Source organism: Nonomuraea turcica (assembly GCF_030718205.1).
Classification (GTDB): Bacteria; Actinomycetota; Actinomycetes; order Streptosporangiales; family Streptosporangiaceae; genus Nonomuraea.
Map to the genome: position 1 here is coordinate 610,476 of NZ_JAUZQF010000003.1, position 24,343 is coordinate 634,818.

The 24,343-nt window shown below is 70.0% G+C and carries 20 protein-coding genes and 1 pseudogene; 11 read left to right on the forward strand and 10 right to left on the reverse strand.

Annotation, left to right across the window (positions count from 1 at the left end; genetic code table 11):
* The first annotated feature begins 165 nt into the window (after positions 1 to 165).
* Positions 166 to 1,419 (forward strand): hypothetical protein, encoded by a 1,254-nt coding sequence (locus Q9G87_RS11550; protein WP_305916266.1) that lies wholly within the window; start codon positions 166 to 168, stop codon positions 1,417 to 1,419.
* Between the two features lie 382 nt (positions 1,420 to 1,801).
* Here the strand turns inward: Q9G87_RS11550 and Q9G87_RS11555 are convergent, their stop codons facing one another.
* A complete protein-coding gene (locus Q9G87_RS11555) occupies positions 1,802 to 3,403 on the reverse strand; it encodes a PHP domain-containing protein (protein WP_305916267.1) in 1,602 nt (533 codons plus the stop codon).
* A gap of 109 nt (positions 3,404 to 3,512) precedes the next feature.
* On the opposite strand from Q9G87_RS11555, the gene Q9G87_RS11560 reads away from it, so the two are divergent.
* A complete protein-coding gene (locus tag Q9G87_RS11560) occupies positions 3,513 to 4,820 on the forward strand; it encodes a jacalin-like lectin (protein ID WP_305916268.1) in 1,308 nt (435 codons plus the stop codon).
* A 12-nt stretch (positions 4,821 to 4,832) separates the two neighbouring features.
* The gene (locus tag Q9G87_RS11565; protein ID WP_305916269.1) at positions 4,833 to 5,132 is read left to right on the forward strand and encodes a hypothetical protein; all 300 of its coding nucleotides are present in this window, start codon (positions 4,833 to 4,835) and stop codon (positions 5,130 to 5,132) included.
* 231 nt (positions 5,133 to 5,363) lie between these two features.
* On the opposite strand, the gene Q9G87_RS11570 is transcribed toward Q9G87_RS11565, so the two are convergent.
* The 3 genes and pseudogenes from Q9G87_RS11570 to Q9G87_RS11580 all read right to left on the reverse strand — a co-directional run bounded on the left by Q9G87_RS11570 (position 5,364) and on the right by Q9G87_RS11580 (position 7,007).
* Entirely contained in the window at positions 5,364 to 5,675 is a 312-nt protein-coding gene (locus Q9G87_RS11570) for an alkyl sulfatase dimerization domain-containing protein (protein ID WP_305916270.1), read from the reverse strand.
* Positions 5,676 to 5,880: 205 nt separating this feature from the next.
* A pseudogene (locus Q9G87_RS60635) lies at positions 5,881 to 6,300 on the reverse strand (MBL fold metallo-hydrolase); the annotation flags it as partial.
* A complete protein-coding gene (locus tag Q9G87_RS11580) occupies positions 6,300 to 7,007 on the reverse strand; it encodes a DUF3159 domain-containing protein (protein WP_305916272.1) in 708 nt (235 codons plus the stop codon). The gene Q9G87_RS11580 and the pseudogene Q9G87_RS60635, both read right to left, overlap by 1 nt.
* 120 nt (positions 7,008 to 7,127) lie before the next feature.
* Here Q9G87_RS11580 and Q9G87_RS11585 point away from each other — a divergent pair, with 120 nt between their 5' ends.
* From Q9G87_RS11585 to Q9G87_RS11610, 6 genes are read left to right on the forward strand one after another with little or no spacing between them, the layout of a single operon-like run.
* Positions 7,128 to 8,018 (forward strand): MBL fold metallo-hydrolase, encoded by an 891-nt coding sequence (locus tag Q9G87_RS11585; protein WP_305916273.1) that lies wholly within the window; start codon positions 7,128 to 7,130, stop codon positions 8,016 to 8,018.
* A 16-nt stretch (positions 8,019 to 8,034) separates the two neighbouring features.
* The gene (locus Q9G87_RS11590) at positions 8,035 to 9,180 is read left to right on the forward strand and encodes a VOC family protein (protein ID WP_305916274.1); all 1,146 of its coding nucleotides are present in this window, start codon (positions 8,035 to 8,037) and stop codon (positions 9,178 to 9,180) included.
* Positions 9,177 to 10,136: a fumarylacetoacetate hydrolase family protein gene (locus tag Q9G87_RS11595; RefSeq protein ID WP_305916275.1), complete on the forward strand. Its 960-nt coding sequence runs from the start codon at positions 9,177 to 9,179 to the stop codon at positions 10,134 to 10,136. The genes Q9G87_RS11590 and Q9G87_RS11595 overlap by 4 nt, the downstream gene beginning before the upstream one ends.
* The gene (locus Q9G87_RS11600; protein ID WP_305916276.1) at positions 10,133 to 12,031 is read left to right on the forward strand and encodes an acyl-CoA synthetase; all 1,899 of its coding nucleotides are present in this window, start codon (positions 10,133 to 10,135) and stop codon (positions 12,029 to 12,031) included. The genes Q9G87_RS11595 and Q9G87_RS11600 overlap by 4 nt, the downstream gene beginning before the upstream one ends.
* Positions 12,028 to 13,545, forward strand: a complete 1,518-nt coding sequence (gene mhpA / locus Q9G87_RS11605; protein ID WP_305916277.1) for a bifunctional 3-(3-hydroxy-phenyl)propionate/3-hydroxycinnamic acid hydroxylase MhpA — start codon at positions 12,028 to 12,030, stop codon at positions 13,543 to 13,545. The genes Q9G87_RS11600 and mhpA overlap by 4 nt, the downstream gene beginning before the upstream one ends.
* 35 nt (positions 13,546 to 13,580) lie before the next feature.
* The gene (locus tag Q9G87_RS11610) at positions 13,581 to 14,228 is read left to right on the forward strand and encodes a TetR/AcrR family transcriptional regulator (RefSeq protein ID WP_305916278.1); all 648 of its coding nucleotides are present in this window, start codon (positions 13,581 to 13,583) and stop codon (positions 14,226 to 14,228) included.
* 772 nt (positions 14,229 to 15,000) lie between these two features.
* Here Q9G87_RS11610 and Q9G87_RS11615 read toward each other — a convergent pair.
* A complete protein-coding gene (locus Q9G87_RS11615; RefSeq protein WP_305916279.1) occupies positions 15,001 to 15,621 on the reverse strand; it encodes an L-threonylcarbamoyladenylate synthase in 621 nt (206 codons plus the stop codon).
* A 457-nt stretch (positions 15,622 to 16,078) separates the two neighbouring features.
* Between Q9G87_RS11615 and Q9G87_RS11620 the strand changes: the two genes are divergently transcribed.
* A complete protein-coding gene (locus Q9G87_RS11620; protein WP_305916280.1) occupies positions 16,079 to 16,393 on the forward strand; it encodes a hypothetical protein in 315 nt (104 codons plus the stop codon).
* Between the two features lie 103 nt (positions 16,394 to 16,496).
* On the opposite strand, the gene Q9G87_RS11625 is transcribed toward Q9G87_RS11620, so the two are convergent.
* The 4 genes from Q9G87_RS11625 to Q9G87_RS11640 form a co-directional block, all read right to left on the reverse strand.
* The gene (locus tag Q9G87_RS11625) at positions 16,497 to 17,633 is read right to left on the reverse strand and encodes a hypothetical protein (RefSeq protein ID WP_305916281.1); all 1,137 of its coding nucleotides are present in this window, start codon (positions 17,631 to 17,633) and stop codon (positions 16,497 to 16,499) included.
* A gap of 125 nt (positions 17,634 to 17,758) precedes the next feature.
* Complete coding sequence (locus Q9G87_RS11630; RefSeq protein ID WP_305916282.1) at positions 17,759 to 19,225, reverse strand: MFS transporter; 1,467 nt, start codon at positions 19,223 to 19,225, stop codon at positions 17,759 to 17,761.
* Between the two features lie 218 nt (positions 19,226 to 19,443).
* The gene (locus Q9G87_RS11635) at positions 19,444 to 19,839 is read right to left on the reverse strand and encodes a COX15/CtaA family protein (protein ID WP_305916283.1); all 396 of its coding nucleotides are present in this window, start codon (positions 19,837 to 19,839) and stop codon (positions 19,444 to 19,446) included.
* A gap of 62 nt (positions 19,840 to 19,901) precedes the next feature.
* Positions 19,902 to 20,264, reverse strand: coding sequence for a DUF6223 family protein (locus tag Q9G87_RS11640; RefSeq protein ID WP_305916284.1), 363 nt, complete (start codon positions 20,262 to 20,264; stop codon positions 19,902 to 19,904).
* A gap of 209 nt (positions 20,265 to 20,473) precedes the next feature.
* Between Q9G87_RS11640 and Q9G87_RS11645 the strand changes: the two genes are divergently transcribed.
* Positions 20,474 to 21,652, forward strand: a complete 1,179-nt coding sequence (locus tag Q9G87_RS11645; RefSeq protein ID WP_305916285.1) for an NAD(P)/FAD-dependent oxidoreductase — start codon at positions 20,474 to 20,476, stop codon at positions 21,650 to 21,652.
* Between the two features lie 9 nt (positions 21,653 to 21,661).
* On the opposite strand, the gene Q9G87_RS11650 is transcribed toward Q9G87_RS11645, so the two are convergent.
* Complete coding sequence (locus tag Q9G87_RS11650; RefSeq protein ID WP_305916286.1) at positions 21,662 to 24,337, reverse strand: helix-turn-helix transcriptional regulator; 2,676 nt, start codon at positions 24,335 to 24,337, stop codon at positions 21,662 to 21,664.
* Between the last annotated feature and the right edge of the window lie 6 nt (positions 24,338 to 24,343).

Here is a 24,343-nt window from a genome sequence, read left to right on the forward strand (position 1 = left end):
TGGCAGGCCGGGCCTGCCGCTGAGCTGGGGTGGTTTCGACGTGGGCATTCGTCCCTGCCTCGACCGGAAGTAAGCTGCCTCGGACTTGGCGCGACCGGACCGAGCTTGCAGAAGCGCGAGGTCGGCTCTCGCCTTGACGCGACTTGCTAGGGAAGGATGCGATCCGTGCAGTCCCCCGTCTCTCCCGCCCTGGTGCGCCAGACCGAACGGTGGTTCGTGCGCCGTGGTGCGCCCACGATGATCGAGGGGTACGGCCTCGTCACGCACGTGCTCCCGCGAATGCTTCCGGCGCTGGCGTTCGTGGCGCTCGCCAGCCTGGTTTGGCTGGTGCCGTTCAGGACGGCCGGATCGGGACTCTGGGCCCTACTCGGCGGGGTCGTCGTCGTGACGGTGATCGTATGGGCGACGACGAGCGCGTTCGTCCAGCGGTCGCTCCGCTTCTCCCGTGCGGGTACCATCGCGATCCTCGCCGGATACGCGGCGATGCCGGTGGCCGTACCGCTGTTGCAGCTCGTCGTCGACGGAACTGTCACGCCGCCGGCGAGCCAGGTGGTCGGGCTGCTGGGGTTCGTCATCTTCTTCGCCGCCGTGTTCGTGGCGACGCTGCTGGCAACGACGTACGGCCTGGGCGCGCTGCTGCGCCGGGCGGTCCGGCGCACATTTTCCGACCTCCGTAACAGCCTGCATCTGGTGGGCCGGGCACTGCCGCCGTTGTTGTTCGTGACGCTCTTCCTTTTCTTCACTGGCGAGTTGTGGCAGGCGATGAACCGGCTGTCCTGGTGGCGGGTGGCGCTGGTCGTCGCCCTGTTCGCCGTGGTCACCGTGCTGGCGGCGGCCACCCGCCTGCGCGAGGAGATCGGGCGGGTCGAGCAGGATCTCAGCCCGCGCCGGCTGGCTGCGGCGTGTCAGGGTACGCCTCTGGCGGAGGTGCCGATCGAGGACCTGACCTCAGGTGCCCCCCTGCGGGCGGTGCCGCTGGGCGGGCGCGAGGTTCGCAACCTACTGCTGATGCTAGCCGTCCGCCAACTGGTGCAGGCAGCCGTGGTCGGCGTGGCACTGTTCGCGTTCTTCCTTGTCCTGGGCCTGCTCGTGGTCACGCCCGAGACGGCCGAGCAGTGGATCGGCGCCGAACCGGCGCCCTCGGTCCTGCTTCCCATGGTGCCGGTGGCGCTGCTGCGCATCGGCACACTGTTCGCCGGGTTCGGCACCATGTACTTCGCCGTCACCTCGATGACCAGCGCCGACCACCGGCGGCAGTTCTTCGCGCCAATCATTGACAGGATCGAGCGCATTCTCGCCGTGCGCGCGGTTTATCTTGCCGTCCGCCACACGATTCACCCCTGCACGAAGCAAGATGAGCCAGCCGGTGATGTCGAGGACAGTGTCGAGCACGTGCCAAGGAGAAGCTCGGCTGAATGATCGCGGCCAGCAGGCGGTGCCCCGGAACTCTGGCACCACGGCGATCAAGTGCAGGTACAGGTACGGGAACCGGTGCGGGTGGGCCGTGGCCGTTGTGCGCTTCGCCGGTTTGGCGCGTCGGAGCACGGCCAGCCCGCTACCGGCCATCCCGACGCCCGTGGTACAGAGGCGATGGCTGTCCACCCGGATCTCGGTGCCAGTGATGAACGCCGTCATCGGAAATGAGCATCGCCACCACTCCCGCCACCTTCTCCGGTCCGGGAATGCCGCCCGGCACCACGTTGACCGCGCGCAGGCCCTGCTTGCCGTACTCCTGAGCGATCGCGTGCGACTCTGTTCACGGCCGGATCGCCAGCTGCCGCGCCGTGGGTTCGCCCGGGCGTTATCGCACCGCCGCGAAGACCGGGTTGGAGTAGAACCAGAGGTCTTCCCACGGGTTGGCCTGGCCGGGCATGTCGATGGCGGGCCCGGCCGGGTCGACGTCGGCACCGAAGTAGCCCGGGGCGCTGCGCTTGCCGTCGGTGCCGCGCACCCGCACATAGAACGAGGTCTCGGCGGTTACCTCGTGCTCCAGCGTGACCGTGCCGGTGCGACCGGAGACGTCCCAGGACCTGACCACGCGGGTGTCGGGGGCACGGAAGGTGCTGCGGTCGGCGGCGGGGCCGGTGACCGTGCCGAAGATCAGGTCCACGCGGGCCGCGCGGGGCACCAGGCCGGTGGCGTTGGGCCGGTTGGCCATATCGACGGTGACCGTCACCTTGACCTTCTCGCCACGCCGTACCCGCTCGGTCCCGCCCATCGAAGTGTGGCCCAGCCGCAGGTCGAGCCCGGCGATGAGGTCGCCGAAGCAGACCCACATGCGGCCCGCGCGCATGGCCTCGATGACCTGGCGGTAGCCGAAGCCGGTGGCGCCGACCCAGGTCTTGTTGTAGGCGCCGGGGGGCAGGGAGCTGTACTCGGTGATCGGCCGGCCGGCATTGACCGGCTCGGGGAAGCGGCCGGTCGAGTTGAAGGTGTCACCCCGGTCGTTGTAGGGGATGGAGTCGTAGCCGGTCTGGTTGAGCGGGTCGACCGGGTTTTTCACCCAGTCGCCGCAGCCCTGGTGGCCGTCGGAGGTGGTGGTGATCCACCACGGCAGGCCCTCGGCCAGCATGCTGTCCCACAGCCCGCCGACGGCGGCGGTCATCCAGTCGAAACCGCCCCAGGTCCGGTAGGCCTCGGCGGGGTAGCCGGGGAAGGACCAGGTGCCGGGGTTGGAGTCGTACAGGCCGCGGCCCCTGGACATGCCGGGCGCGGGCAGGCCGGCGGCCTGGTGACCGGGCGCGCCCTCCATGCCGATCACGATCTCGGGTGCGGTGTCCCGCCAGGCCCGGGTCTCGGCGGGGGAGTTGATGCCCAGCCGCGCGGGGTGGTTGGGCAGCACCAGCGCGTCGTCGATCCGGCCGCGCCGCACGGCCTCGCGCAGGAACTGGATGGCCTTGACGGCCAGCTCCTCGTTGGCGGGTGTGCCGTCCCTGGTGCCGTTCACCCTGGCGTCGTGCTTGGAGACGAACTCCTGCAGGAAGGCGGCTTCGTTGCGGCCAGGGGCGAGCATCAGCGTCGTGTGCTCGCCGGCCGGAATGTTCCACTCCAGCCCGGTGAAGATCAGCAGGTTGTCGCGGTGCTGCTCCCTGGCCGCGCGGATGTCCGCCACCAGCGGGTTGACGCTGTGCGTGGCGAAGGGCACGTTGCCGTGGTCGGTGATGACGATCCAGTCCAGGGCGCCTGCCACCGCGCGCTCGGCCTGCGCGGCGACCGAGTACATGGCGTCGTTGCTGTACTGGGAGTGCAGGTGGTGGTCACCGGCCAGCCACAGATAGCCGCGCCGGCGCTCAGGGCGCCTGGGAGAGTCAGCCCGGGCCGCTGCCGGGTCGGCGAGCACCGCGCCCGCGCCCACCAGGCCCGCTCCGGCGAGGAGCGCTCGCCGATCCTTGTTTACGTTCACAGGTCCTCTTTCTCCGGGATCGCCGGGCAAGGGAACAACCGCAGACACGAGAACTCCTCATGAACGCTGCTATGTACACGCGTAACCTTCGCTCTCTACCGTCGCGGCCATGAGGATTGTGCGCTTACTCCCGCTGTTCGTCCTGCTGGTCGCGATCTGGGCGCCGCTGCCCGCGCACGCCGCCTCCGGCACGTTCTCCCTGCTGAGCTACAACATCGCCGGGTTGCCCGACGTCATCTCCGGCGGCGACCCGGCCACCAACACGCCGATCATCGGGGCGCGCCTGGCGCCGTACGACATCGTGCATGTCCAGGAGGACTTCAACTACCACGCCGCGCTCTACGCCGCCGACAACCATCCGTACCGGACCCCGACCAGCGGCGGCGTCCCATTCGGCAGTGGCCTAAACACGCTGTCCGGCCGGCCGTATGACGCTGACGACTTCGAGCGCGTCACCTGGAGCACGTGCTCGATCGGCTCGGGCGACTGCCTGACCCCCAAGGGGTTCACGTTCATGCGGGTACGGCTGGCCGCGGGCGTCTACGCGCACCTGTACAACCTGCACGCCGATGCCGGGAGCGAGAGCGGCGACCTGGCTGCGCGGCGGGCGAACCTGCTGCAGCTGTCGGCGTTCATCCAGTCGCACTCGGCGGGGCACCCGGTGATCGTCTACGGCGACACCAACACGCGCTACACCCGCACTGGCGACAACATCCGTGACCTGCTCGCGCAGAACGGCCTTGCGGACGTGTGGGTGCAGCACGTGCGTGGGGGCACCCCGCCGGAGGCGGGATCACCCGCGCTGGTCTGTGACGATGCGGCGGTGACCAACGCGTGTGAGGTGGTCGACAAGATCCTCTATCGCAGCGGCTCCTACGTCATGCTGACCGCCACCGGCTACAACAACGACAACGCCGCCTTCCGCGACGCGGCGGGTGCCATGTTGTCCGACCACTACCCGATCAGCACGTCGTTCTCCTGGTCTCTCAACCCCTCGTTCCAGCTCAGCGAGCAGTTCGGCGGCCCCCATGGGACCTATTTCACCGACGTGGTGCCCGCACGCGCCCGTGCGATCGTGTTGTCGCTCCAGGCCGGCTCTCGCGTCGACCGGATCGGGCTGACCCAACAAGACGGTACCGTGCTGGCGCATGGCGGCACCGGTGGCACAGCCAGGACACTGGCACTGGGCGCGGACGAGTATGCCTCGTCGCTGTATCTGTGCCGTGGTGTCCGGAACGAGCACACGCGCATCTTCTATGCGCGCTTCACCACCAACCTCGGCCGGACGCTCGCGGGCGGATCCACCACCTCCGACTGCACCACCTTTGCCGCTCCGGCGGGTTGGCAGATCGCCGGATTCCACGGCCGTTCCGGCGCCGAACTGGACAAGGTGGGTGTGATCTATACCCAGCGTTGATCGTTTGGGATTGTGCGCTTCCCGTCCGGACGGGTCGATGATCGCACCTTCACCACCACCTATGCCGTCTATTTCCTCACCGGTCGGCTGCACGTCTCAGCAGGAACTGCCGAGGATCATCACGCTGACCGGGCTGGCGACGCTGATCACCGCCCTCGGCGGCGCGTGCACGAGACGTATGGCGAGGATGCCTGCCTCGTTTCGGCGATCAGCGTCGCCTTCCCCCGCGACATGCAGGGGGAGGACCTGCAGGAGGGGTGCTCGCCACGTCCCTTCGAGGCCGCGATCAAGCTGGCCGGCTCGGCTCGGTGATGAACTCCTCCGCGGATGTCGACGGCATCGACCTCGGGACTGTTGAGCACGAGGGTGGAGGGCATCGGTAGTCCTTTGTCGCGGGCCCTGAGCAGCGGTGCGGTGCAGGCTGCCGGCCACCCGCGCCGAGCGCCTTCAGCGGGCACTGAAGACAATCATCCGAATGGGCAGGCAGATCGTGCGCCGCTACGTGTGGCAACTCCGCGAACCGGAAAAGCATCGGCCACGGATTCAGGTCGCCGGCCTCGTCGCGAGCTCGGTCATTGCATCGGGGCCGGTCAGGACGTCCCGCGACTCGGCCTCGGCCCAGCTGAAGATGCCGATCGACATGGTACTGCGCTCGTGGGCGGCGCGGAGCGCGTAGACCTCGGCGCGGGCGGTGTGGACGGCCCTGTCCTCCGGCGCGGCGTCACCGGCGAGGTGGCAGGCCAGCCGGTGCTCGCCGGCGCGGGACAGCTCCAGTGCGCGGTCGGCGAGGACCTGGGCGCCGCCGCTGAGCGCGGCGAGTTCGGCGGCGAGGGCGGCGCAGCGCGGCCAGATCATCCGGCACCCGCACCCGGTGCAGGGTCTCGACCAGTGTCGCGCCGTCGTTGAGGCAGGCCAGTGTCTGGTCGACGAGGGCCTCCAGGTAGCGGGCGGTGTTCTCCAGGGCCGCGCGTACGCGATCGGCGCCGGCGACGGGGATGCCGTGGCTGCCGAGCATCAACTCGGCGTCGAGCGAGGCCATCCAGCGGAGGGCGGCGGCCCACTCGACGGGGTAGCGCTGCACCTTCTGCGGGTTGCCGGCGTTCGGGGCGACGCCGAGAAACAGGTCGCCCGGGAAGAGGATCCGCTGCTGGGGGAGCCCGCCGACCACATGGTCGTCTGTCTCGCCCCGGTGGTGGGTGAGTTCAAGGCGGAGACCACCGGCCTCGACCATATGAGCGTCGGAGAAGGTGACGTCCGGTTCCCGGAATTCGGTCGGCCAGACGAGGTCTGGCATGCGGAACTGACGGCGGTTGATGAGCATGTTATAGCCCTGCGTTTCGGCGTAACGCCGGAAGCGCGCGAGTACGTTGTCGTGCGCGATCACCTCCGGGCGAGGCACGCCGCAGGCATCGGCGGCGTCGAAGGGGCCGAGTCCCTGCTCGTGCCGGAGGGCGAAGGCGTGCCCGAAGTCGGGCACCATCACGGGTCCTTTCGACGGGGTGCCGGGCGGCCTTCAGACGTGGCAGCCACCACTTGATGGTCCGGTGCGGCGCCAGCGGCGTACGGACCCTGCCGCACGGCCCGGCGTACGACCACGACGGTGAAGGCGGCCATCGCCAGCAGCGACGGCTTGCAGAACAGGGCGCTGACCAGCGTGAGCCCGACGAGTGAGTTCGCCGCGTAGAGGTAGCTGAGCGGCACGAGGTGGCTCACCCACAGCACGAGCCAGCCTGCGGTCAGGCGGACGTGGCGGCGCCGGGCGGCCGGATCGCCGGCCGTTCGGGACGGCTCCACCCCGGCCTTGCGGCAGACCGCCTCGGTGAGCGGCCGCCCGATCAGCAGCGAGCCGGCGCACGCCACCAGGCCGGCGGCGTTGACGACGAGTTCGGGGAAGTAGAACGCGCGCCCTTCGCCGAACGCGATGGCGCTCACGCTGTGAAAGGCCACGACCGTGGTCGACAGCGTGACGACGGCCAGCGAGTCGCCGCGGTGCCTGCGGACCGCGCTGACCGCCAGGGCGACCAGCAGCGCGACGACCGCGCCCCACTCGGGGCCGTTACCGGACTCGACGATCAGGAATGCCGCGGGTGCGGCGAGCGCGTCGACGATGTGCCGTGCGATGTCGGCCGCGCGGCGTGGCGGGCCAGGGAACGGGTTGTGTGCCTTGTCTGTGCCGGGCTCGGTCATCGGGCGCCTGCTCTCCTACCGTCTGCCGTCTTTAAGTGACATGTGGATCAGTTACGCTTGACATATCAGAACTGATGAACTCATCATTTGTCAAGGGTTGCGACGACAGGAGCCAGCCAGATGACCACCACCGTGACGTTGACCGGCACCGGCGTGCCCTTCCCGAGCGCGGATCGCGCTGGACCCGGCGTGCTTGTGAGTCACAGCGATGTCCACCTCCAAATCGATGCCGGGCGCTCCACCTTGATGCGGCTGGCCCAGGCAGGGATCGGCCCGTACCAGCTGTCCGCTCTTCTGCTCACGCATCTGCACAGCGACCACGTCAGCGACGTCGCCGACCTGGTGCACACCCGGTGGGTGCAGGACCACATGCACGGCACCGGCCCCCTTCCTGTGGTGGCGGTCGACGGGCACGCGCCCGGGTTCGTACGGCGCGTGCTTGCGGCCAACGAGTACGACGTCAACGTGCGCGTACAGCATGTGCAGGACGGCCCGCCTGAGGTGATCGGCCACTGGTTCGACCTCCCCGACGCCCCCGCCGAGGTCTGGCGCAGCGCCTGTGGCCGGGTCAGCGTCGAGGCCGTACGGGTGCGGCACGAGCCGGTCGAGCAGGCCGTCGGCTACCGGGTGACGACGCCGGACGGGGTGGTCGTCGTCTCCGGCGATACGCGGGTCTGCGACGAGGTTGCGGAGCTGTCGGCCGGCGCCGACGTCCTGGTCCATGAGGCGTGCCGGAGCTCGGCGTTGGCGGAGCTCGTGAAAGGGACGCGCTTCGAGACCATCTTCAGTTACCACGCCGACACCGTGGCGCTCGGCGCGATGGCCAAGCGCGTCGGCGTGCCGCACCTGGTGCTGACGCATCTGATCCCCGCTCCGACGTCGCCGGAGCAGGTGGCCGAGTTCGAGGACGAGGTGCGCCAAGGCGGGTTCGAGGGGCGGGTGTCGGTCGGGCACGACCTGCTGTCGGTCACGGTCGGCGACGCCCCCGGGGCGTCGCGACCGGTCCATTGAGAAGGGAGTTTCGCCGATGATGGAGATCGAGATACCGGCCGGTGCGGCCGGGCCGGCAGACGTCCACCACGGGCTGCACAGCGAGCTCGGCGCTCTGCGCGGGGAGCATCCGGGAAGGGCCCGCAACCCGGTGATCAAGGTGGTGGAGCTCGGATGGCTGGAGTTCGTCAAGCCCGACCTTGACCGGGCCGAGCGCTTCGCCCGCGACTTCGGGTTTGTGGTGCACTCGCGCACGCCGGACCGGCTCAGCCTGCGCGGCACCTGGTCGGCGCTGCCATGTCTGATCATCCGCCGCGGCCGCCATGCCCGCTTCGTCGGGCCGACGTTCGTCGCCGAGTCCGTCGCCGACGTGCGGCGGCTGGCCCGCTGGGCGGGCGCCAACGCACTCCCGCTCCAGGGCGGTCTGGGCGTCCAGCTGACCGACCCGAGCGGTTTCCCGGTACGGGTCGTCGCCGGCATGGATCGGCTTCCGGCACTGGCCGAGCGTGAGCCGCTCGACCTCAATGTCGGCACGAAGCCGGTCCGGCTCAACGCCACCCAGCGGCCCCCGCAGGCCGCGGCACAGGTGCAGCGGCTCGGGCACGTCGTGCTGGAGACGACGAGGTTCCGGCGCACGCTGGAGTGGTATCTCGAGGCGCTCGGGCTGATCGTGAGCGACTTCCTCTTCCTCGACGAACTCCGCGACCGCGGGCCCACGATGGCCTTCCTGCGCTGCGACCTCGGGTCCGTGCCGACCGACCATCACACGCTGGCCATGCACCTCGGGCCACGCGTCGGCTACGTGCACTCGGCCTACCAGGTCACCGACCTCGACGCGGTGGCCGCGGGCGGCGAGCACCTCGCCGCGCAGGGCTACCGCCGCGTGTGGGGCATCGGCCGGCACATCCAGGGCAGCCAGATCTTCGACTACTGGCGCGACCCCGACAGGATGATGGTCGAGCACTATGCCGACGGTGATCTCTTCGACTGCTCCCTGGAGCCCGGCTGGGCGCCGATGAGCGCCAGCGGGCTCGCCCAGTGGGGCCCGCCCGTATCCCGCGACTTCCTGGGCGGCAAGCCCACCCCGGGCATGGTCTCCGCCCTTCTCAAGGCGCTCCGCGACGAGGCCAGCGAAATCGACAAAGACGTGCTGAAGGCACTGGCGAAAGCGATGGCGGCATGAGCATCAACGTGGCTCGCACCGAAAACGGCTGGTGGGTCGAGCACAGCGGCCGGCTGACCCGAATCCTGACCGACGCGATGACCACACGCGAACTCCTCGCCGACCGCCCGGCGGTCGGCAAGGCCGCGAGCGCACCCGACCTCGAGGGTCCCGTGCTCGCGGACGTTGATCTGCTCTCTCCGGTGACCGCGCCGGCCCGAGTGGTCGCCCAGATGGTCAACTACCGCAGCCACGCACACGACTCCGGCTTCAACCCGGACGCCGTGCCGCCGGCCTTCTTCCGCAAGTCGTCCGGCTCGGTCTGTGGGCCCACCGACGACATCCGGTGCCCGGAGCACGTCCGGCTCCTCGACTACGAGGTCGAGCTGGGCCTGGTGATCGGGCATCGGATCGACGTCGGTGAGGCAGTGGCCGAGGACGAGCTCGCCGACGTCGTCGCAGGCATCGTCGTCGCCAATGACATCAGCGCCCGCGACATCCAGCTGACCCGGACGCAGTTCTACGAGTCGAAGTCCTACCCGACCTTCACCCCGGTCGGCCCGTTCCTCACCCTCGTCGACGGCGAGGAACTGGCCGGACTGGAGCGGCTGCGGTTGACGCTGAGCGTCAACGGAGAGGTCCGCCAGAACAGCACCGTCGCCGACATGATCGTCAAGCCCGCCCGCGCGCTCACCCTGCTCGCCCGCTTCCAGGCCCTCGACCCCGGCGACCTGCTGCTCACCGGCACGCCGGGCGGCACCGCCCTCAAGTCCCCGGGACCTGTCGCCGAGAAGATCGGAGCGCTGCTGCCCCCGGCGGTGAAGTGGAAGGCGTTCTTCAAGCGGCAGGCCGGCAACCCGAACTACCTGAAGGACGGCGACGTGGTCGCCGCGACCATCACCGACCCCGTACGCGGTATCGACCTCGGCCGGCAGTCCAACGTCGTGCGCGGACAGGCGCGAAGGGCCGCCCTGTGACGCCGGGTCCGGCGGCCGGTCTGCCCCCGCTGACCTCGGTGGCCGACCTCCACAAGATCGAGCGGGTCCCGCTCGCCGACCGCGACCTCGCGCTCACGACGTACGACCTGCTCGTACGGGCCGCGCAGCGGTGGCCCGACGTGCCGCACTCGGTGTGGATTCCCGACGCGACCGTGATCGAGGACCACGTGCCGGTGAGCTTCGGCGGACTGCACGACCGCGTGCACGCGATCGCCCACGCACTGCACGGGCTAGGGATCGGGCGCGACGACGCGGTCACGCTGATGGCCCCCAACTGCAGCGACCTCCTCGCGGTCACATTGGCGGCCGAGGCCGTCGGGATCGCGGCCCCCGTCAACGCCGCGCTCGACGTGCGCCACGTCGCGCACATCGTGCGCCTGACCGGCTCCCGGGTCTTGGTCGCCGCCGGTCCCGAGCTGGACGAGGCGCTGTGGAAGCGGCTCCTGGACGGCGCCCCCGACTTCGGCATCGAGGTCCTCGTCGCGCTGTCGCCCGACGGCGCCGACCGAGCCGCGGCGCCCGCGCTGGAGGCCCGCCCGGGTCTGCGCACCGTACGCCTCGACGACCTGGTGACCGACGGACCGGCCGAGCCCGCCGGACTCCCGGCCGCGCCGCCGGCGCCCGACGACCTCGCGGCGTTCTTCCACACCGGGGGCACCACCGGCACCCCCAAGGTGGCCGCGCACACCCACCGCAACCAGGCGGTGATGGCGTGGAGCATCGCTGTCGCGGGCGGCTCCGGCGAGGGGCAGGGCATCGTCGCCGGCCTGCCGCTCTTCCACGTCAACGCGCTGCTGGTGACCGCCATCGCACCGCTGGTGTCCGGAGCGCGGTCGATCTGGCCGGGCCCGCTGGGCTATCGCGACCCGAAGCTGTACACCGGTTTCTGGCGACTGGTCGAGCACTACCGGCCCCGCGCCATGTCGGCGGTGCCGACCGTCTACGCCTACCTCTCCGCCATACCGGTCGACGCCGACATCAGCTCGCTCGAACTCCCGGTCGTCGGCGCTGCGCCGCTGCCGGACAGCGTGCGGCGGATGTTCGCCGAGAGGACGGGGCTGCAGCTGCTTGAGGGCTACGGCCTCACCGAGGCCACCTGCGCATCGTCGGCGACCCTGCCGGGCGACGTGCGCCCCGGCTCGGTCGGACAGCGGCTGCCCTACCAGACTTTGGTGGCTGCGAAGATCGACGAGGCGAGCGGCACGGTGCGGCCATTGCCCGCAGGCGAGACGGGCGAGCTGGTGATCGGCGGCCCGACCGTGTTCGCTGGGTATCTGCGGCGCGACGGCAACCGAAGGTGGGTGTCCGCCGAGGGCGTCGTCGACGGCTGGCTGCGCACGGGCGACCTCGGCTTCGTACGCGACGAGCGGATCCATCTCCGCGGCCGGCAGAAGGATTTGATCATCCGCGGCGGCCACAACATTGATCCTGCCGTCATCGAGGACGCCCTGCTCGGCCACCCCGCCGTGGCCGCCGCCGGTGCCGTCGGCCGGCCCGACCGCACCTCTGGCGAGGTCCCGGTGGCATTTGTCGCTCTCTCCGCAACTGGGATCACGGTGGAAGAACTGACGGCCTGGGTCGCCGAGCACATCAGCGAACCAGCCGCGCGCCCGAAGTCGATCACTGTGCTCGACGCGATCCCGGTCACCGAGATCGGCAAGCCGTTCAAGCCCGCGCTGCGCGAGGGGGCGGCCGCCCGGCACTTCCGTGCCGAGCTCGCCGAGCACGGCATCGACGGCGTCGAGGTCGGCGTCCGCTACGAGGAGGGGCGGCTGGTCGTGCGGCTGACCGGCGGCGCCGGGGCCGATGCGGCCGCCGTGCTGCGGGGCTACAACGTCGAGATACGCATGGACACCGAGGAGGCGGAGCAGTGACCACGAAGGGTCTCCATGCGCTGGCCGGCCAATGGGACGTGATCGTGATCGGCGGCGGTCCCACCGGCCTGACGGCGGCGACCCTGCTCTGCCAGTACGGGTGCCGGGTCGCGGTCGTCGAGCGCCACCATGACATCTATCCGCTCCCGCGGGCCGTCCACGTCGACGACGAGGTGTACCGGATCCTCCACCAGGTCGGTATCGGTGAGGAGTTCGCCGCGCATACCCGTCCCGCGGCCGGGCTGCGGCTCGTCGACGGGCGCCACCGTGAGCTGGCCACCTTCTCCCGCGAGCGGAAGACGGCCGCGGGGCTTCCTCAGGCCAACATGTTCGACCAGCCGGTCCTGGAGCGCCTGCTGCGCGACAACCTCAAGCGCCTGCCGGAGGTGACCATCCTCGGCGGCCACGAGCTGCTCCGCTTCGACACCGACACCGACGGGATAACCGCCCACGTGAGCGAGCCGGACGGCGCGACGGCCGAGCTGCGGGCCCTGTACCTCATCGGCTGCGATGGCGCCAACAGCACCGTCCGCGGACAACTCGCCATCGACAGCGACGATCTAGGCTTCGAGCAGCGCTGGCTGGTCGTCGATGTCCGCTGCGAGCTGGGTCTCGATGCCTGGGACGGTGTGCACCAGGTGTGCGACCGGCACCGGGCAGGCACGTACATGCGCATCGGGCCGGACCGCTACCGCTGGGAGTTCCAGCTGCTGGACGGTGAGAGCGCCGACGACTACGACGGCATCCCGGCGCTGCGCCGCCTCATCGACCCGTGGGTCCGCGGCATCCCGGACGACCGCCTGGAACTGCTGAAGTGCCGGGAATACACCTTCCGCGCCCGCGTCGCCCGCCGCTGGCGCGCGGGCCCGGTCTTCATCGCCGGCGACGCCGCCCACGTCACGCCGCCGTTCATCGGCCAGGGCCTTTGCGCCGGGCTCCGCGACGCGCACAACCTCGCGTGGAAGCTGGCCGCTGAGCTGCGCGGGCGCGCGGCGCCGGGGCTCCTCGACTCGTACGAGGCCGAACGCCGGCCGCACGCCACGGCGATGATCAAGCGGGCCAAGACCGTCGGCCGGCTGATGACCGGCGGCGGCCGCGCCGCCGAGCTGGTGCGGGGACGTCTCCTGCCCGCCCTCGCCCACTCCCGGACAGCCCGGCGAGTCGTGCTGGACACCGGCAGCCCGCCGCTCACACCCGGCCCCCGAGTCCAGCGGCGCACCCCCCGCAGCGTACGAGGCGCGCTCCTCCCGCTCGTGCACCTGCCGGGCCCGGACGGCGAATCCGTACTGGTCGACCGGGTGCTCGGCGACCGCACAGCGGTCGTCGCGCTTCCCGGCACCGACCTCGCGGCCGTCCCCGGCGCCCTGCCCTCGGCCTGGCTGACCGTCGATCCGGAGGGCAGCGAAGGCGAACGGTTCCTCGCACGCTGGCTGCAGGACGCCGGCGTCGCCTGGGTCAGTGTCGACCCCGACCGCGTGATCAAGGCCGCAGGACCGTCCGGGGTACTGCGGTGAGTAACGGGACGCTCGCCCCGGCTACGATTCCGACCATGCCGGAACAGCAGCCGTCGCGTGGAGAGAGGCGCAAGCTGCGCACCCGAAGGGCGCTGATCGAGGCCGCGCAGGAGATCTACGCCGAGCGCGGTGACTTCGAGGTCAGCATCCAGCAGATCACAGATGCCGCCGACGTCGGCTTCGGTACGTTCTACAACCACTTCTCGTCCAAGGCAGAACTGCTCGACGCGGCGATCGCCGAGGCGCTCGAGACCCACGCCGCCTGGCTGGAGCGGCTGCTCGCCGACGTCGATGACCCGGCTGTGGTCTTCGCGACGTCGATGCGACTCACCGGCCGGCTCGTCCGCACCCGCCCCCGGCTGGCGCAGGTGATGATGAACAGCAGGGGCGCGCTGCTGGAAGCGCCGTACGGCCATGCGGTGCACGCCCGAAACGACATCGAGGCGGCCATCGCCGCCGGCCGCTTCGTCATCGACGACGTCAGGGTTGCGCTCGCCTGCACCGCGGGGTGCCTGATCGCCACGATGCACCTCTGCGCCACCGACCCGAAGGCCTCGGTCGACGACATCGCCGACCAGACCGTGCTCAACGTCCTGCGGATGTTCGGCGTGGCCGAATCGGAGGCCCGCCGCATCGTGGCACTGCCGCTCCCGACCGACGAGCCTCCGCCCGAGTCGATCTGAGCGACGGGACGTAGGCGGTCGGGCTGTGCTGGAAGGACGGCCAACAGTGTCCCGACGCCCGGCGGTGCAGGCCAGGGCGAGCCTGCTTCTTGCCATTGGCGCAGCACCTTGGGGGAGACGCGGCCGGTCCTCTTCACGGCGACGTCGTTTGGTTGGGCCCATCGTCGTGCGCCATGTTCGTCCGACAGGGGTGGGCGGGGTTGATGTTGGTTGCCGGCGGAGGGTTTGGTGAGTATCCATTCCACCCATTTGCGCAACACTCGGCGGGTGACCTGGTCGAGCGGGAGGTGTTCGAAGCTTGGCATCTCAGGGTCGCGTGTGGCGTCGTAGTTTGGGTCTTCGATGCCGTGGCAGCCCTTGGGGTAGCCGTGCGACCGGTTCTCGCCGCTGAGCGTGACCAGCGAGGACGTCGCGCCGTTCTTGGCCGTGCGCTCGATGATCCGGGCCACCCGTGCGCTCGATGATCCGGGCCACCCGTGCCTCCCGTTTGCTCTCACTGGTCGCATGGTGACGAGACCTGGGGATGGTGTGCAGAAGTGACGCGCGGAGATGATCAAATGCCGGCTGCCGCGCGATGAGATGCGGGAACATCGGAGGAACATGATCTTGATGTGATGGTTCACGACCCGTTGTTGATTCGTATCGCTGTGGCCAGAATTTCTTCCTGCTCTCGTGTCGGCCTGTGCCCAGGAGTGCCGTGGTGCCAGTGCTCGCGGACGAGCTCGGCGAGGTGCTCGGCGCGCTACGCGAAGGGCCTGACTGTCCCGATCACCTACTCGAAGAGGGACGGGTCCCCGGTGCCTCTGCGAAGGATCTGGGGCTCGTTCTGCGAGAAGTCGATGACCGTCGTCGGTTCGTCACCGCACTCGCCGGAGTCGATCACAGCGTCCACGACGTGGTCCAGTCTTTCCTTGATCGCCCAGCCCTGCGTCATCGGCTCGGTCTCATCGGGCAGCAGCAGGGTGCTGGACAGCAGCGGTTCGCCGAGCTCGGTCAGCAACGCCTGCGTGACGACGTGATCGGGTATCCGAACACCGACCGTCTTCTTCCTGGGATGCAGCAACCGCCGCGGCACCTCCTTCGTCGCGGGCAGGATGAACGTGTAGCCGCCGGGAGTCGCCGCCTTGAGCGAGCGGAACAGCGCATTGTTCACGTGAACGAACTGGCCGAACTGGGCAAAGTCCTTACAAACTAGGGTGAAGTGATGGTCGTCGTCGAGACGCCGGATCTCCCTGATCCGGTCGATGCCCTCCTTGTTGCCCAGTCTGCACCCCAACGCGTAGCACGAGTCTGTCGGGTACGCGATCAGCCCGTCCGTGTGAAGGAGATCGACCGCCTGACGGATCATCCGAGGTTGCGGGTTGTCCGGATGTACATCGAAGTACTTTGCCATGCATGGGAGCTTAGAAGCGGACAGTCCAGCGCATGACACGATGGCCTCGACTTTCTACATCTACGGGCCTTCCACCGCGAAGCAAGTCGAGTTCCTCGCCGGTCCCGACGTCGGCGGGCAACCACACTCGATCTTCACGCCTCACGGCGACCTTCACTGTCACCCGAGAGCGCGTGAGCGAGTCACGTCGCTGTGGCCAGTCCGAATGGCGGGCAGTGACTCCGTCGCTGTCCGGCCAGCCGTCCTCGAACTTTCCATGGCGTCTCCTCCGTCACGGCGAGATCGCCGTTCGGCGCCGCGAGCGCGGTGCTCCGGCTCCGGCCGCAGGTCACCCAGCCGGCGGTCCGGCAGCGCACGGAGCACAGGGACAGGTAGCGGGTCCGCGACTTCCTCGGCCACATACAGTCAGCGCTTGGACGGACAGGGCAGCACCAGAAGGTCGGCCATCTGGGGCTGCATGACAGCACGTCCACCGACCCAGGACACCCTTCACACGCAGGACGGTGGCCTGGCGGCCGGACGGCGTGAGAGCCTGCTCAAAGCCGCCTCGTTCCTTCCACGGTGGGGCCTCGGGGCGTCGGTCGAAGATCACCAGCACGCCGGTGGCCAGGGTGAGCCGGTCCAAGTATTGGTCGAGCTGGGCGAGGCCGTCGGTCATCGGATCGTTCTCGCCTGCCCGCCCATCGGCGACCAGACCCGAAACGCCGCCCGCCACCAGGCAGAGCGTGTCGTCCGCATGGCCGCGGCTCTCAAGCAGGGCCTTGCCGCGTGACCATAACGCAGCGTGTTGCGGAGTAGGGAGTACCACTGGCCGCGGTGGGGCAAGGCCAGCACCACCTCGTCACCTTCAACGCCGCGGCGTTGGTGAAGCTGGATTACAGCAGGCGCTTGCGCTGGTCGGCCGCTTCTCCCCGGACTTCCGCGAAGAACGATGCGGTGCGGTGCTCCTGCCAGTCCTCTGCGTCCTCATCGTCGAGATCACCTGCTTCATCGCGATCGATCGCGTACTCGGCATACAGCAGCCAGCAGCCGCGAATTCCGCTGAGCAGGTCTTCGAGTAGGTCGAGAGCCGGACGGGTGGGATCCAGGGGTGTGATCCGCAGGTTGAGGGTGTCCAGGCTCACCTCGGGCTGGGCATCGCGCCATTTGTCGATCATCTGCTCGGCGGCGGTGATCCGTTGTTTGAGTGCCGTGATGTTGGGGATTTCGCCTTCCGCGACACGCAGGGCAGCGCGAATCATGGGCATCACCGCCTGGCGGGGGGAGGCGCCGTCGGCCATCAGCTCGAGGACGAGGGTCGGGGTCTCGTGGGGGAGGGCCTCGATGTTGTCGGCCTCGGCCACGATCTGCGTGGCGGGCAGCCCGGCATACTCGGCGGTGATGGTGGCCGCCGCATGCAGCCAATGCGCGGCGGCGACGGCAGCCGCGGCCGGGTCGATCTCGGTGAAGAGCGTTTCGGGGCCGAAGGGGTCGTCGTGCAGCATGCTGTCGGCTTGGGCCACCTGGACAGGCGAGGCGTCCTCGCGGGTGAGGGCGACAGCCTGTCGGGCACGCTCGGACAGGTTGCCCAGCTCGGCTTGCTCGATGGCGGCCAGTTCGGCGGCGACGTCGATGGTGACGCGGGTGGTCAGCTCGGCGGCGTCGAGCGTGTGCAGGGCTCGGCCGACCCGGTGTGCGGCTTCTTCGACACGGATGTAGGAGTGGATCATGTGGCCGTCTGAGGGCAGGTTGGGGCTCGTCAACGCGGTGGGGACGACGGTAAAGGCGTCGCGTTCGCCTTGCCGGCGCCAGCCTTCGGAGTGGGGCTCGTGGCTGTCTGCGGCGCTGGCTGGATGGGTGTAGCACCGCCAGCACGCTTCGGAGAGTTGGGTCAGCGCCCTGGCCAGATTCAGGGCGTCGCGGCTGGAGATCCCGGAAGGAAGACCGGCTACGACCACCGCTACGTCCCCCAGCCCAGTGCTCCAGCTGGCGATGAGGGCGTTGCGGCTGCGATCGATGGCGTACCGGGTCAATGGGACTCCTCACGGATAGCCAGGAAGGGTGGCTGGGACATGCTCAGCATGGAGCATCGGCGGTCGCGGTTGACGTCCTTCTAGCCCTTGGTCTTTCGCGAAGTTCTCTAAGTCGCTGAGATGGCTCACGATCTTCCGGAAACCCCGCAGCGTTCCCCGGTCTCGTGCGACAGCGATCGTTTCCGCTGGCCGGCGGGCCTGGCGCTGCGCAGGCCGAAGGCGGAGACCGCCGCCCCCAGCAGCACCATGATCACCGGGACGACGAGCGCGGTGCGGTAGGCGTCCAGCACCGCGCCCGGTGAACCATCGGCGCCGGCCGCGGCGAATCCGTACACCGCGGTCACCGCGGAGATCCCGACGGCCGAGCCGAACTGGGTGAAGGTGTACAGCAGGCCGCCGGCCAGACCCTGCTCCTCCTCCGCCACGCTGTCGGTGGCCGCGATCGTGAGCGGACCGTAGGCGAGGGCGAAGGCGGTGCCTGCGATGATCAGGGTCGGGAACATCGCGGCGTACGACCAGTCCATCTCCACCAGCAGGAAGAGCCCGTAGGCCACGATCGCCAGCAGGAAGCCGCCGAAGATCACCCGGGCGTGGCCGTACCGGTTCACCAGGCGGGGGGTGAGGATGGGAGCCAGCACGGCGTCGCATCCCATGACGATCAGCGCGATCGCGGTCTGCAGCGAGGACCAGCCGCGCAGCTCCTGCAGGTAGAGCGTGACGATGAACTGGAAGCCGAAGAACGCGCCCAGGAACAGCAGCGCGGCGAGGTTGGCCCGGACCATCGCGGCCTTGCGGAAGATCCCCAGCCGGACGAGCGGCGCTTTGGCGCGCCGTTCGATCACGATGAATGCCGCCACCAATGCCAGCCCGGCGGCGAGCGCGCCGAGGGCCGGCCCGAGCCCTTCGCCGCGGTGCTCGAGCCGGACGATGCCGTAGGCGAGCAGCAGCATCGCGGCGGCGAGGCTGGCCGCGCCGGCCAGGTCGTAGCCGCGATGTGCGGGCTCAGGCCGGCCTTCGGCGGGCAGCAGCCTGAGCGCCGCGAGCAGGATGGCGCCGGCCAGGAACACCGGGGCGAAGAACACCCAGCGCCAGCCGAGTTCGGTCAGCAGGCCACCGATGATGAGGCCCAGCGAGAAGCCGCCGGCGCCGACGCCGGCGAAGACCAGCAGGGCCTTGTCGCGCTGCGGTCCCTCCGGGTAGGAGGTCGTGATGATCGACATGGCGGCGGGGGTCATGAAGGCCGCCGCCACGCCGGTGACGAACCGGGCCACGACCAGCATCCAGCCGTCGGTCGCGAAGCCGCCCAGCATGGAGAAGACCAGGAAGACGCCCAGCCAGGTGAGGAACATGCGTCGCCTGCCCAGCAGATCGGCGGCGCGGCCGCCGAGCAGGGTGAAACCGGCATAGCCGAGCACGTAGCCGCTCATCACCCACGCCGCGGTGCCGGTGGTCAGGCCGAGGTCGGCGCGGATGGTGGGGATGGCAACCGCCAGCATGGCGACGTCGCTGCCCTCGAGAAAGATCGTGCCGCACAGGACGAGCAGCAGGGCCCAGGATCGTCCGCTCTTGCGGGCGGGGGGGACGGTGGACACGGATACGCTCCTCACCTGTTGAGTCGCTTGGTCACATCCGGTCGGGCAGCAATGTACGTGCTGCTGATTCTCGCCGACATTCCAGGCCCGACCAGCCCCCGGGAGAACGGCCGTGGTCGTCATGATCCGGTTCATCCCGGAACTGATCACCATGAGCGGGCTGCGCTCTGTGAGCAGGACGACACCCTTCCTCATGCGGGCGAGATTCTGCGCAGGTTTCACCGCACGGGGCGCTCCTTGATTGGTCGGCTGTCAGGTCCGTCCAGCCTGAGCTGACTCGTCGAGAGCGGCTCGGCCGGGTGAGTGCGGCGGCCGGTCCGGATCCAGGCGAGCTGAAGGACGCTCATCCCGAACAGCAGGACGCCCAAGGGGATGTGCAGGGCCGTCACCTGCGCGATGCCCAACGCTACCTGCGCCGAGACGAGCCCGAAGAACCCGGCCGCGTACAGGATGGGCCGGGGCGAACCGCCGCCCGGCCGCCACGCCAAGGTCGCGGCGATCAGGTGTATCAGCGTCACGATGAACGCCGTGTACGCCCCAGCGCTGTGCAGCACCCCACCGCTGGGTACGGACAGCAACAGCCCGGCCGTGATCGCCTGGATGAAGACTGTCACGGTTTGCAAGGCGATCGCGGTCCGCAGGAAGGCGAGGTTGCCTTGCTGTGTGGCGGTGACCTTCACGCGGACCGGGCCGGGTGCCCGTTGTGGGCGCGGGCCCGTACCAGTCCGCCGAGGGCCAGGCTGACCAGGCCGAGCATCACGGCGACGAGGGCGCCGGCGAATCCGTTGCCGGTGCCGAAGCCGGTGCCGGCGGTGGTGGCGGCCCACACGCCGCCGCCGGCCACACTGACCAGTCCCGCCGTCAGGGCCGCGTTGGCCGCCTTCCGGGACTGGCCGAACCGGCCGCCGGGACGGGCCAGTGCCAGCCCGCCGACGACCACGCCGGCCAGCGCGATCAGCGCGACCACCGTCGGCACGAGACGCCCGGAGGTCAGGGCGTAGCCAACGGACGAATCCGGCTGGATCGGGGCGATGTTCATCTGCCTTCTCCTTTTCTCGGTGAAGTTCTTGGGTCACACGCTAGGAACGGCACGCCGTCGGAGGTATCGGGCATGTGACCCTAATTGCCGTGTCCTGCGGGGCGGGCCCGCGATTAAGGCACATGCCCGATACCGCGGGACGCCGGCCGTTCCTAGCGTTGAGACCTGCACGAAACAGCGAGCAGATGACGTGCAGGGGAGAAACGCTGATGAACATCGTGGTCCTGGGTGGTGGCTACGCCGGTGTCATGAGCGCGGCCCGGCTGGCGCTGCGCACCCGCGGCAAAAGCGTCTCCATCACGCTGGTCAACCCGTCCGAGCTGTTCGTCGAGCGGTTGCGGATGCATCAGGTCGCGGCCGGGCACGAACTGGCTCATCACCGCATTCCCGACCTGCTCGGCAACCGGGTGGTGTTCGTCCAGGGATGCGCGAAGGCCATCGACACCGTCGGGGGTGAGGTCACGGTGTCCGCGGCCGGCGGGATGCGGGCGCTGCCGTACGACAGGCTCGTGTACGCGCTCGGCAGCTACACCGACGCCGGGATCGTGCCCGGTGTCAGCGATCACGCCTACACCCTCAACGACCCGCGGCTGGCCCGTCGCATGGCGCTGCGGATGGCGGCCCTGGACGAGATCGGCGGGACGACCGCGGTGTGCGGCGGGGGCCTGACCGGCATCGAGGCGGCCACCGAGATCGCCGAGAACCATCCGGCCCTGCGCGTCACCCTGATCAGCAGACAGCGGCCCGGCTGGATGATGGGGGAGAAGGCACGCGCCCATGTGAACGCCGCCTTCGCCAGGCTCGGCGTGACCGTGCTGGCGAACGCCGAGATCACCAAGGTGCTCCCCGGCGCCGTTGCCCTGGCCGGCGGGGAGACCGTGCCGGCCGACGTCTGCCTGTGGACGGCCGGCGTACGCGCGCCCGCGCTGGCCGCCGAATCCGGCATCGCCGTGGACGGCAGCGGCCGGGTGCTGGTCGACGCGGCGCTGCGGTCGCAGTCGCATCCGGAGATCTACGCGGTCGGGGATGCGGCAGCCGTCCGCCAGGCGTGGGGGCCGATCCACGGCACCTGCCAGAGCGGGATGCCGTCGGGCGCCCACGCCGCTGACTGCATCGCCCGCGAGATGTCCGGCAAGAAGGTCAGGCCGTTCCGGTTCGGATACTTCCACCAACCGGTCAGCCTCGGTCGCGAAGACGCCGTGATCCAGTTCGTCCGCCACGACGACTCTCCGCGCCACTGGTATCTCAGGGGCAAGGCCGCGGTGGCGTACAAGGAAATGATCAGCAGGAGCCCGATCACGATGTACGGATGGGTGCGGCGCTACCCGCTGCCCGCCGGGCTGTCCAAGGGCAGGCGCGCCACGCGCAAGCCGTTCATGCCGCTGTGACCGCGCGTGTCAGGCGAGCTGAAGCCGCGCCAGCTCGGTACGGGTGGTGACGCCCAGCTTGGGGAAGGCACGGTAGAGGTGGTGGCCGACCGTCTTGGGAGAAAGGAACAGCTTCGCGGCGATCTCCTTGTTCGTGGCTCCGGTGGCGGCCAGGCGCACCACCTGAAGCTCCTGGCCGGTGAGCTGGGCCACCAGGTCGTGGCCTGTGGTACGGGCAGGCGTGGTCTCACCCGCCGCCCGTAGTTCCGCGGCGGCGCGCCCGGCCCACAGCGTCGCGCCGAGGAGGGTGAAGGTTTCCGCGGCGTGGCGCAGCTGGGTGCGGGCGTCGGAGGCGCGGCGGGATCGGCGCAGCCACTCGCCGTACACCAGCGCCGATCTGGCCTGCTCGAACGGCCGGTCCGCACAGGACACCGCCGCGGTGAAGTGCGCCTCCGGGTCGTCGTCCAGGGACAGCAGGGCGCGGCAGCGCGCCAGCACGGCGTCCGACCAGGGCAGTGCGGCGGCCTCGGCCCAGCGGCGGAGCCGTTCGAAGGGGACGACCGCCGCGTCGGCGTTGCCGAGCCGTACGGCGGCCTCGATCTCGTCCGCCGCGAAGCAGACGGCGCTCACCTGGTGGCCGATCGGGCCACGCGCGGCGGTCGCGAGCCGGTCGAGGACCGCTTCCCAGCGTCCGTAGCCGAGGTCCAGCATGGCCAGCGCCCAGACGCCCCACCCGGCGCTGATGGAGACCAGCTCGACCGCGAAAGGCCCGAGATTGCGCGCGGCGTGCTCGCGGCACCGCTCCTCCTCGCCGCGGACGGCGGCGATCCAGGCCAGCACGCCGTGGTGGTGGGCGACGCGATGCGACTGCCCGGTGTCCTCGGCCATCCGCAGCCCCTCGGTCGCCGCCGATTCGCCCTTCTCGAGCCGGCCGAGGTACAACTCGGCGGCGGCGAGCTGGGCCAGCGCCATCGGGGCTGCTCCGATCCTTCCGGTCGTACGGCACGCTTCCACCTGCGCCGCCGCGAGGTCACGGGCGACCCCGAAATGGCCGGCCGCGATCGCGTACCCGGCGAGGTGTTCTTGTGCGGCGGCCGGCTCCGTGAGCCTGGCACGGAATTCCGGCAGGGCCTTGTCCAGGGACCCCACAAGGAAGTCCACGGTCGCCGTGACCAGCGCGAAGCCCGGATGCCCCGGCGCACCCGCAAGCTGCGCGAAACAGTGGTGCACGCGCCGGGACAGCCCGGGATCACCGGCATAGAACGCCGCCAGGCTCGCCTGGGCCAGCAATGCGGCGGCCTTGTCCAGGGCGCCGGGCAGGGGTGTCGTGAGCTCGGCTGCCTTAATGAGCAGGTCGACGGCGGTATGGAGGGAGCCCATGTTGAAGGCGTGCTCGGCGCGGACGGAGTTCAGGGCCGCCCGCTGGTAGGGGTCGGTGAGCAGGCGCTCGGCCTGCTCGGCGAGGGATTCCTGCAGGCCGGCCAGACCGGCCAGGGCGGCCGCCTGGGTGGCGGCCAGGAGCCTGCGGCCCCGTTCGGTGTCGCCCTCGCTGAGCTGGGCGGCGCGGGCGAGAGCCGAAGCCGCCGCGGCGTACCCGCTGCGTTCCCGGGCGCGTCCGGCGGCCGATTCCAGGGCTGCCGCGACGCTCTCGTCGGGGCCGGGTGAGGCCGCGGCCAGATGCCAGGCATGGCGGTCGGCGTCCCGTTCACCGTCCAGCACCGCGGCCAGCGCGCGATGGATGGCCAGCCGCCGGGAGAACGGGGTGCCTTGGTAGGCCGCCGTCCGTACCAGCGGGTGCCTGAAGGTCACCACCGGCCCGATGATCCTGATGAGGCCCGCGGCCTCGGCCTCGTCCAGCCCATCCACGACGCCGAGCGCGTCGGCCGTACGCAGAATCACGTCCAGCGCGCCGGTCTCCTCGGCCGCGGCGATGGTCAACACTGCCTGGGCGGGGTGCGAAAGCTCACCGATGCGCCGCTGGTAAGCGTCCTGGATCCGCTGTGGCAACGGCATGCGTCCGGTCGGCAGCGTGGTGGGGCCGGTTGCCAGGTGTTGCAGCTCCAGGAGTGCCAGCGGGTTGCCCTCGGCCTCAGCCAGCACCCGGTCGCGCAGGTGCCAGGGAAGGCGGGGAGCCTGCGTGTCGAGGATCAAGCTCGCCGATTCCCGGTCGAGATCGCCGAGCTTGAGCTCGGCCACCCCCTGCGCGGCGAACCCGGGCCTGGCGCCGAAGATCAGAGCGATGCCTTCGTGCTGGAGCCGGCGGGCCACGAACACCATGGTCTCGGCCGAAGGTCCGTCCAGCCAATGAGCATCGTCGACAAGGCACAACAGCGGCCCGTCCCCGGCCAGCTCGTCCAGCAGGGTCAGCGCGGCCAGGCCGATGAGGAAGCGGTCGGCGCCGGCTGCGCCTGTCAATCCCAGCGCGCCACGCAAGGCGTCCGCCTGCGGCTCGGCCAGCGCGTCCATCCGGTGCAGCGCCGGGCGTAACAGCAGGTGCAAGGCCGCGTAGGGCAGCTCGGCCTCGCTCTCCACTCCCGATATCCGCAGCACCCGCGCACGGTCGGATCGCGAGGCCGCGTACTCGAGCAGCGCGGACTTCCCGATGCCAGGCTCGCCCCAGATGTGCAGCGCACCGCTTTCACCGGAACGAATTCGGCCAAGAAGTCGATCGATTTCGCCCTGCTCTTCTTCTCGGCCGTAAAGCATCGGAAC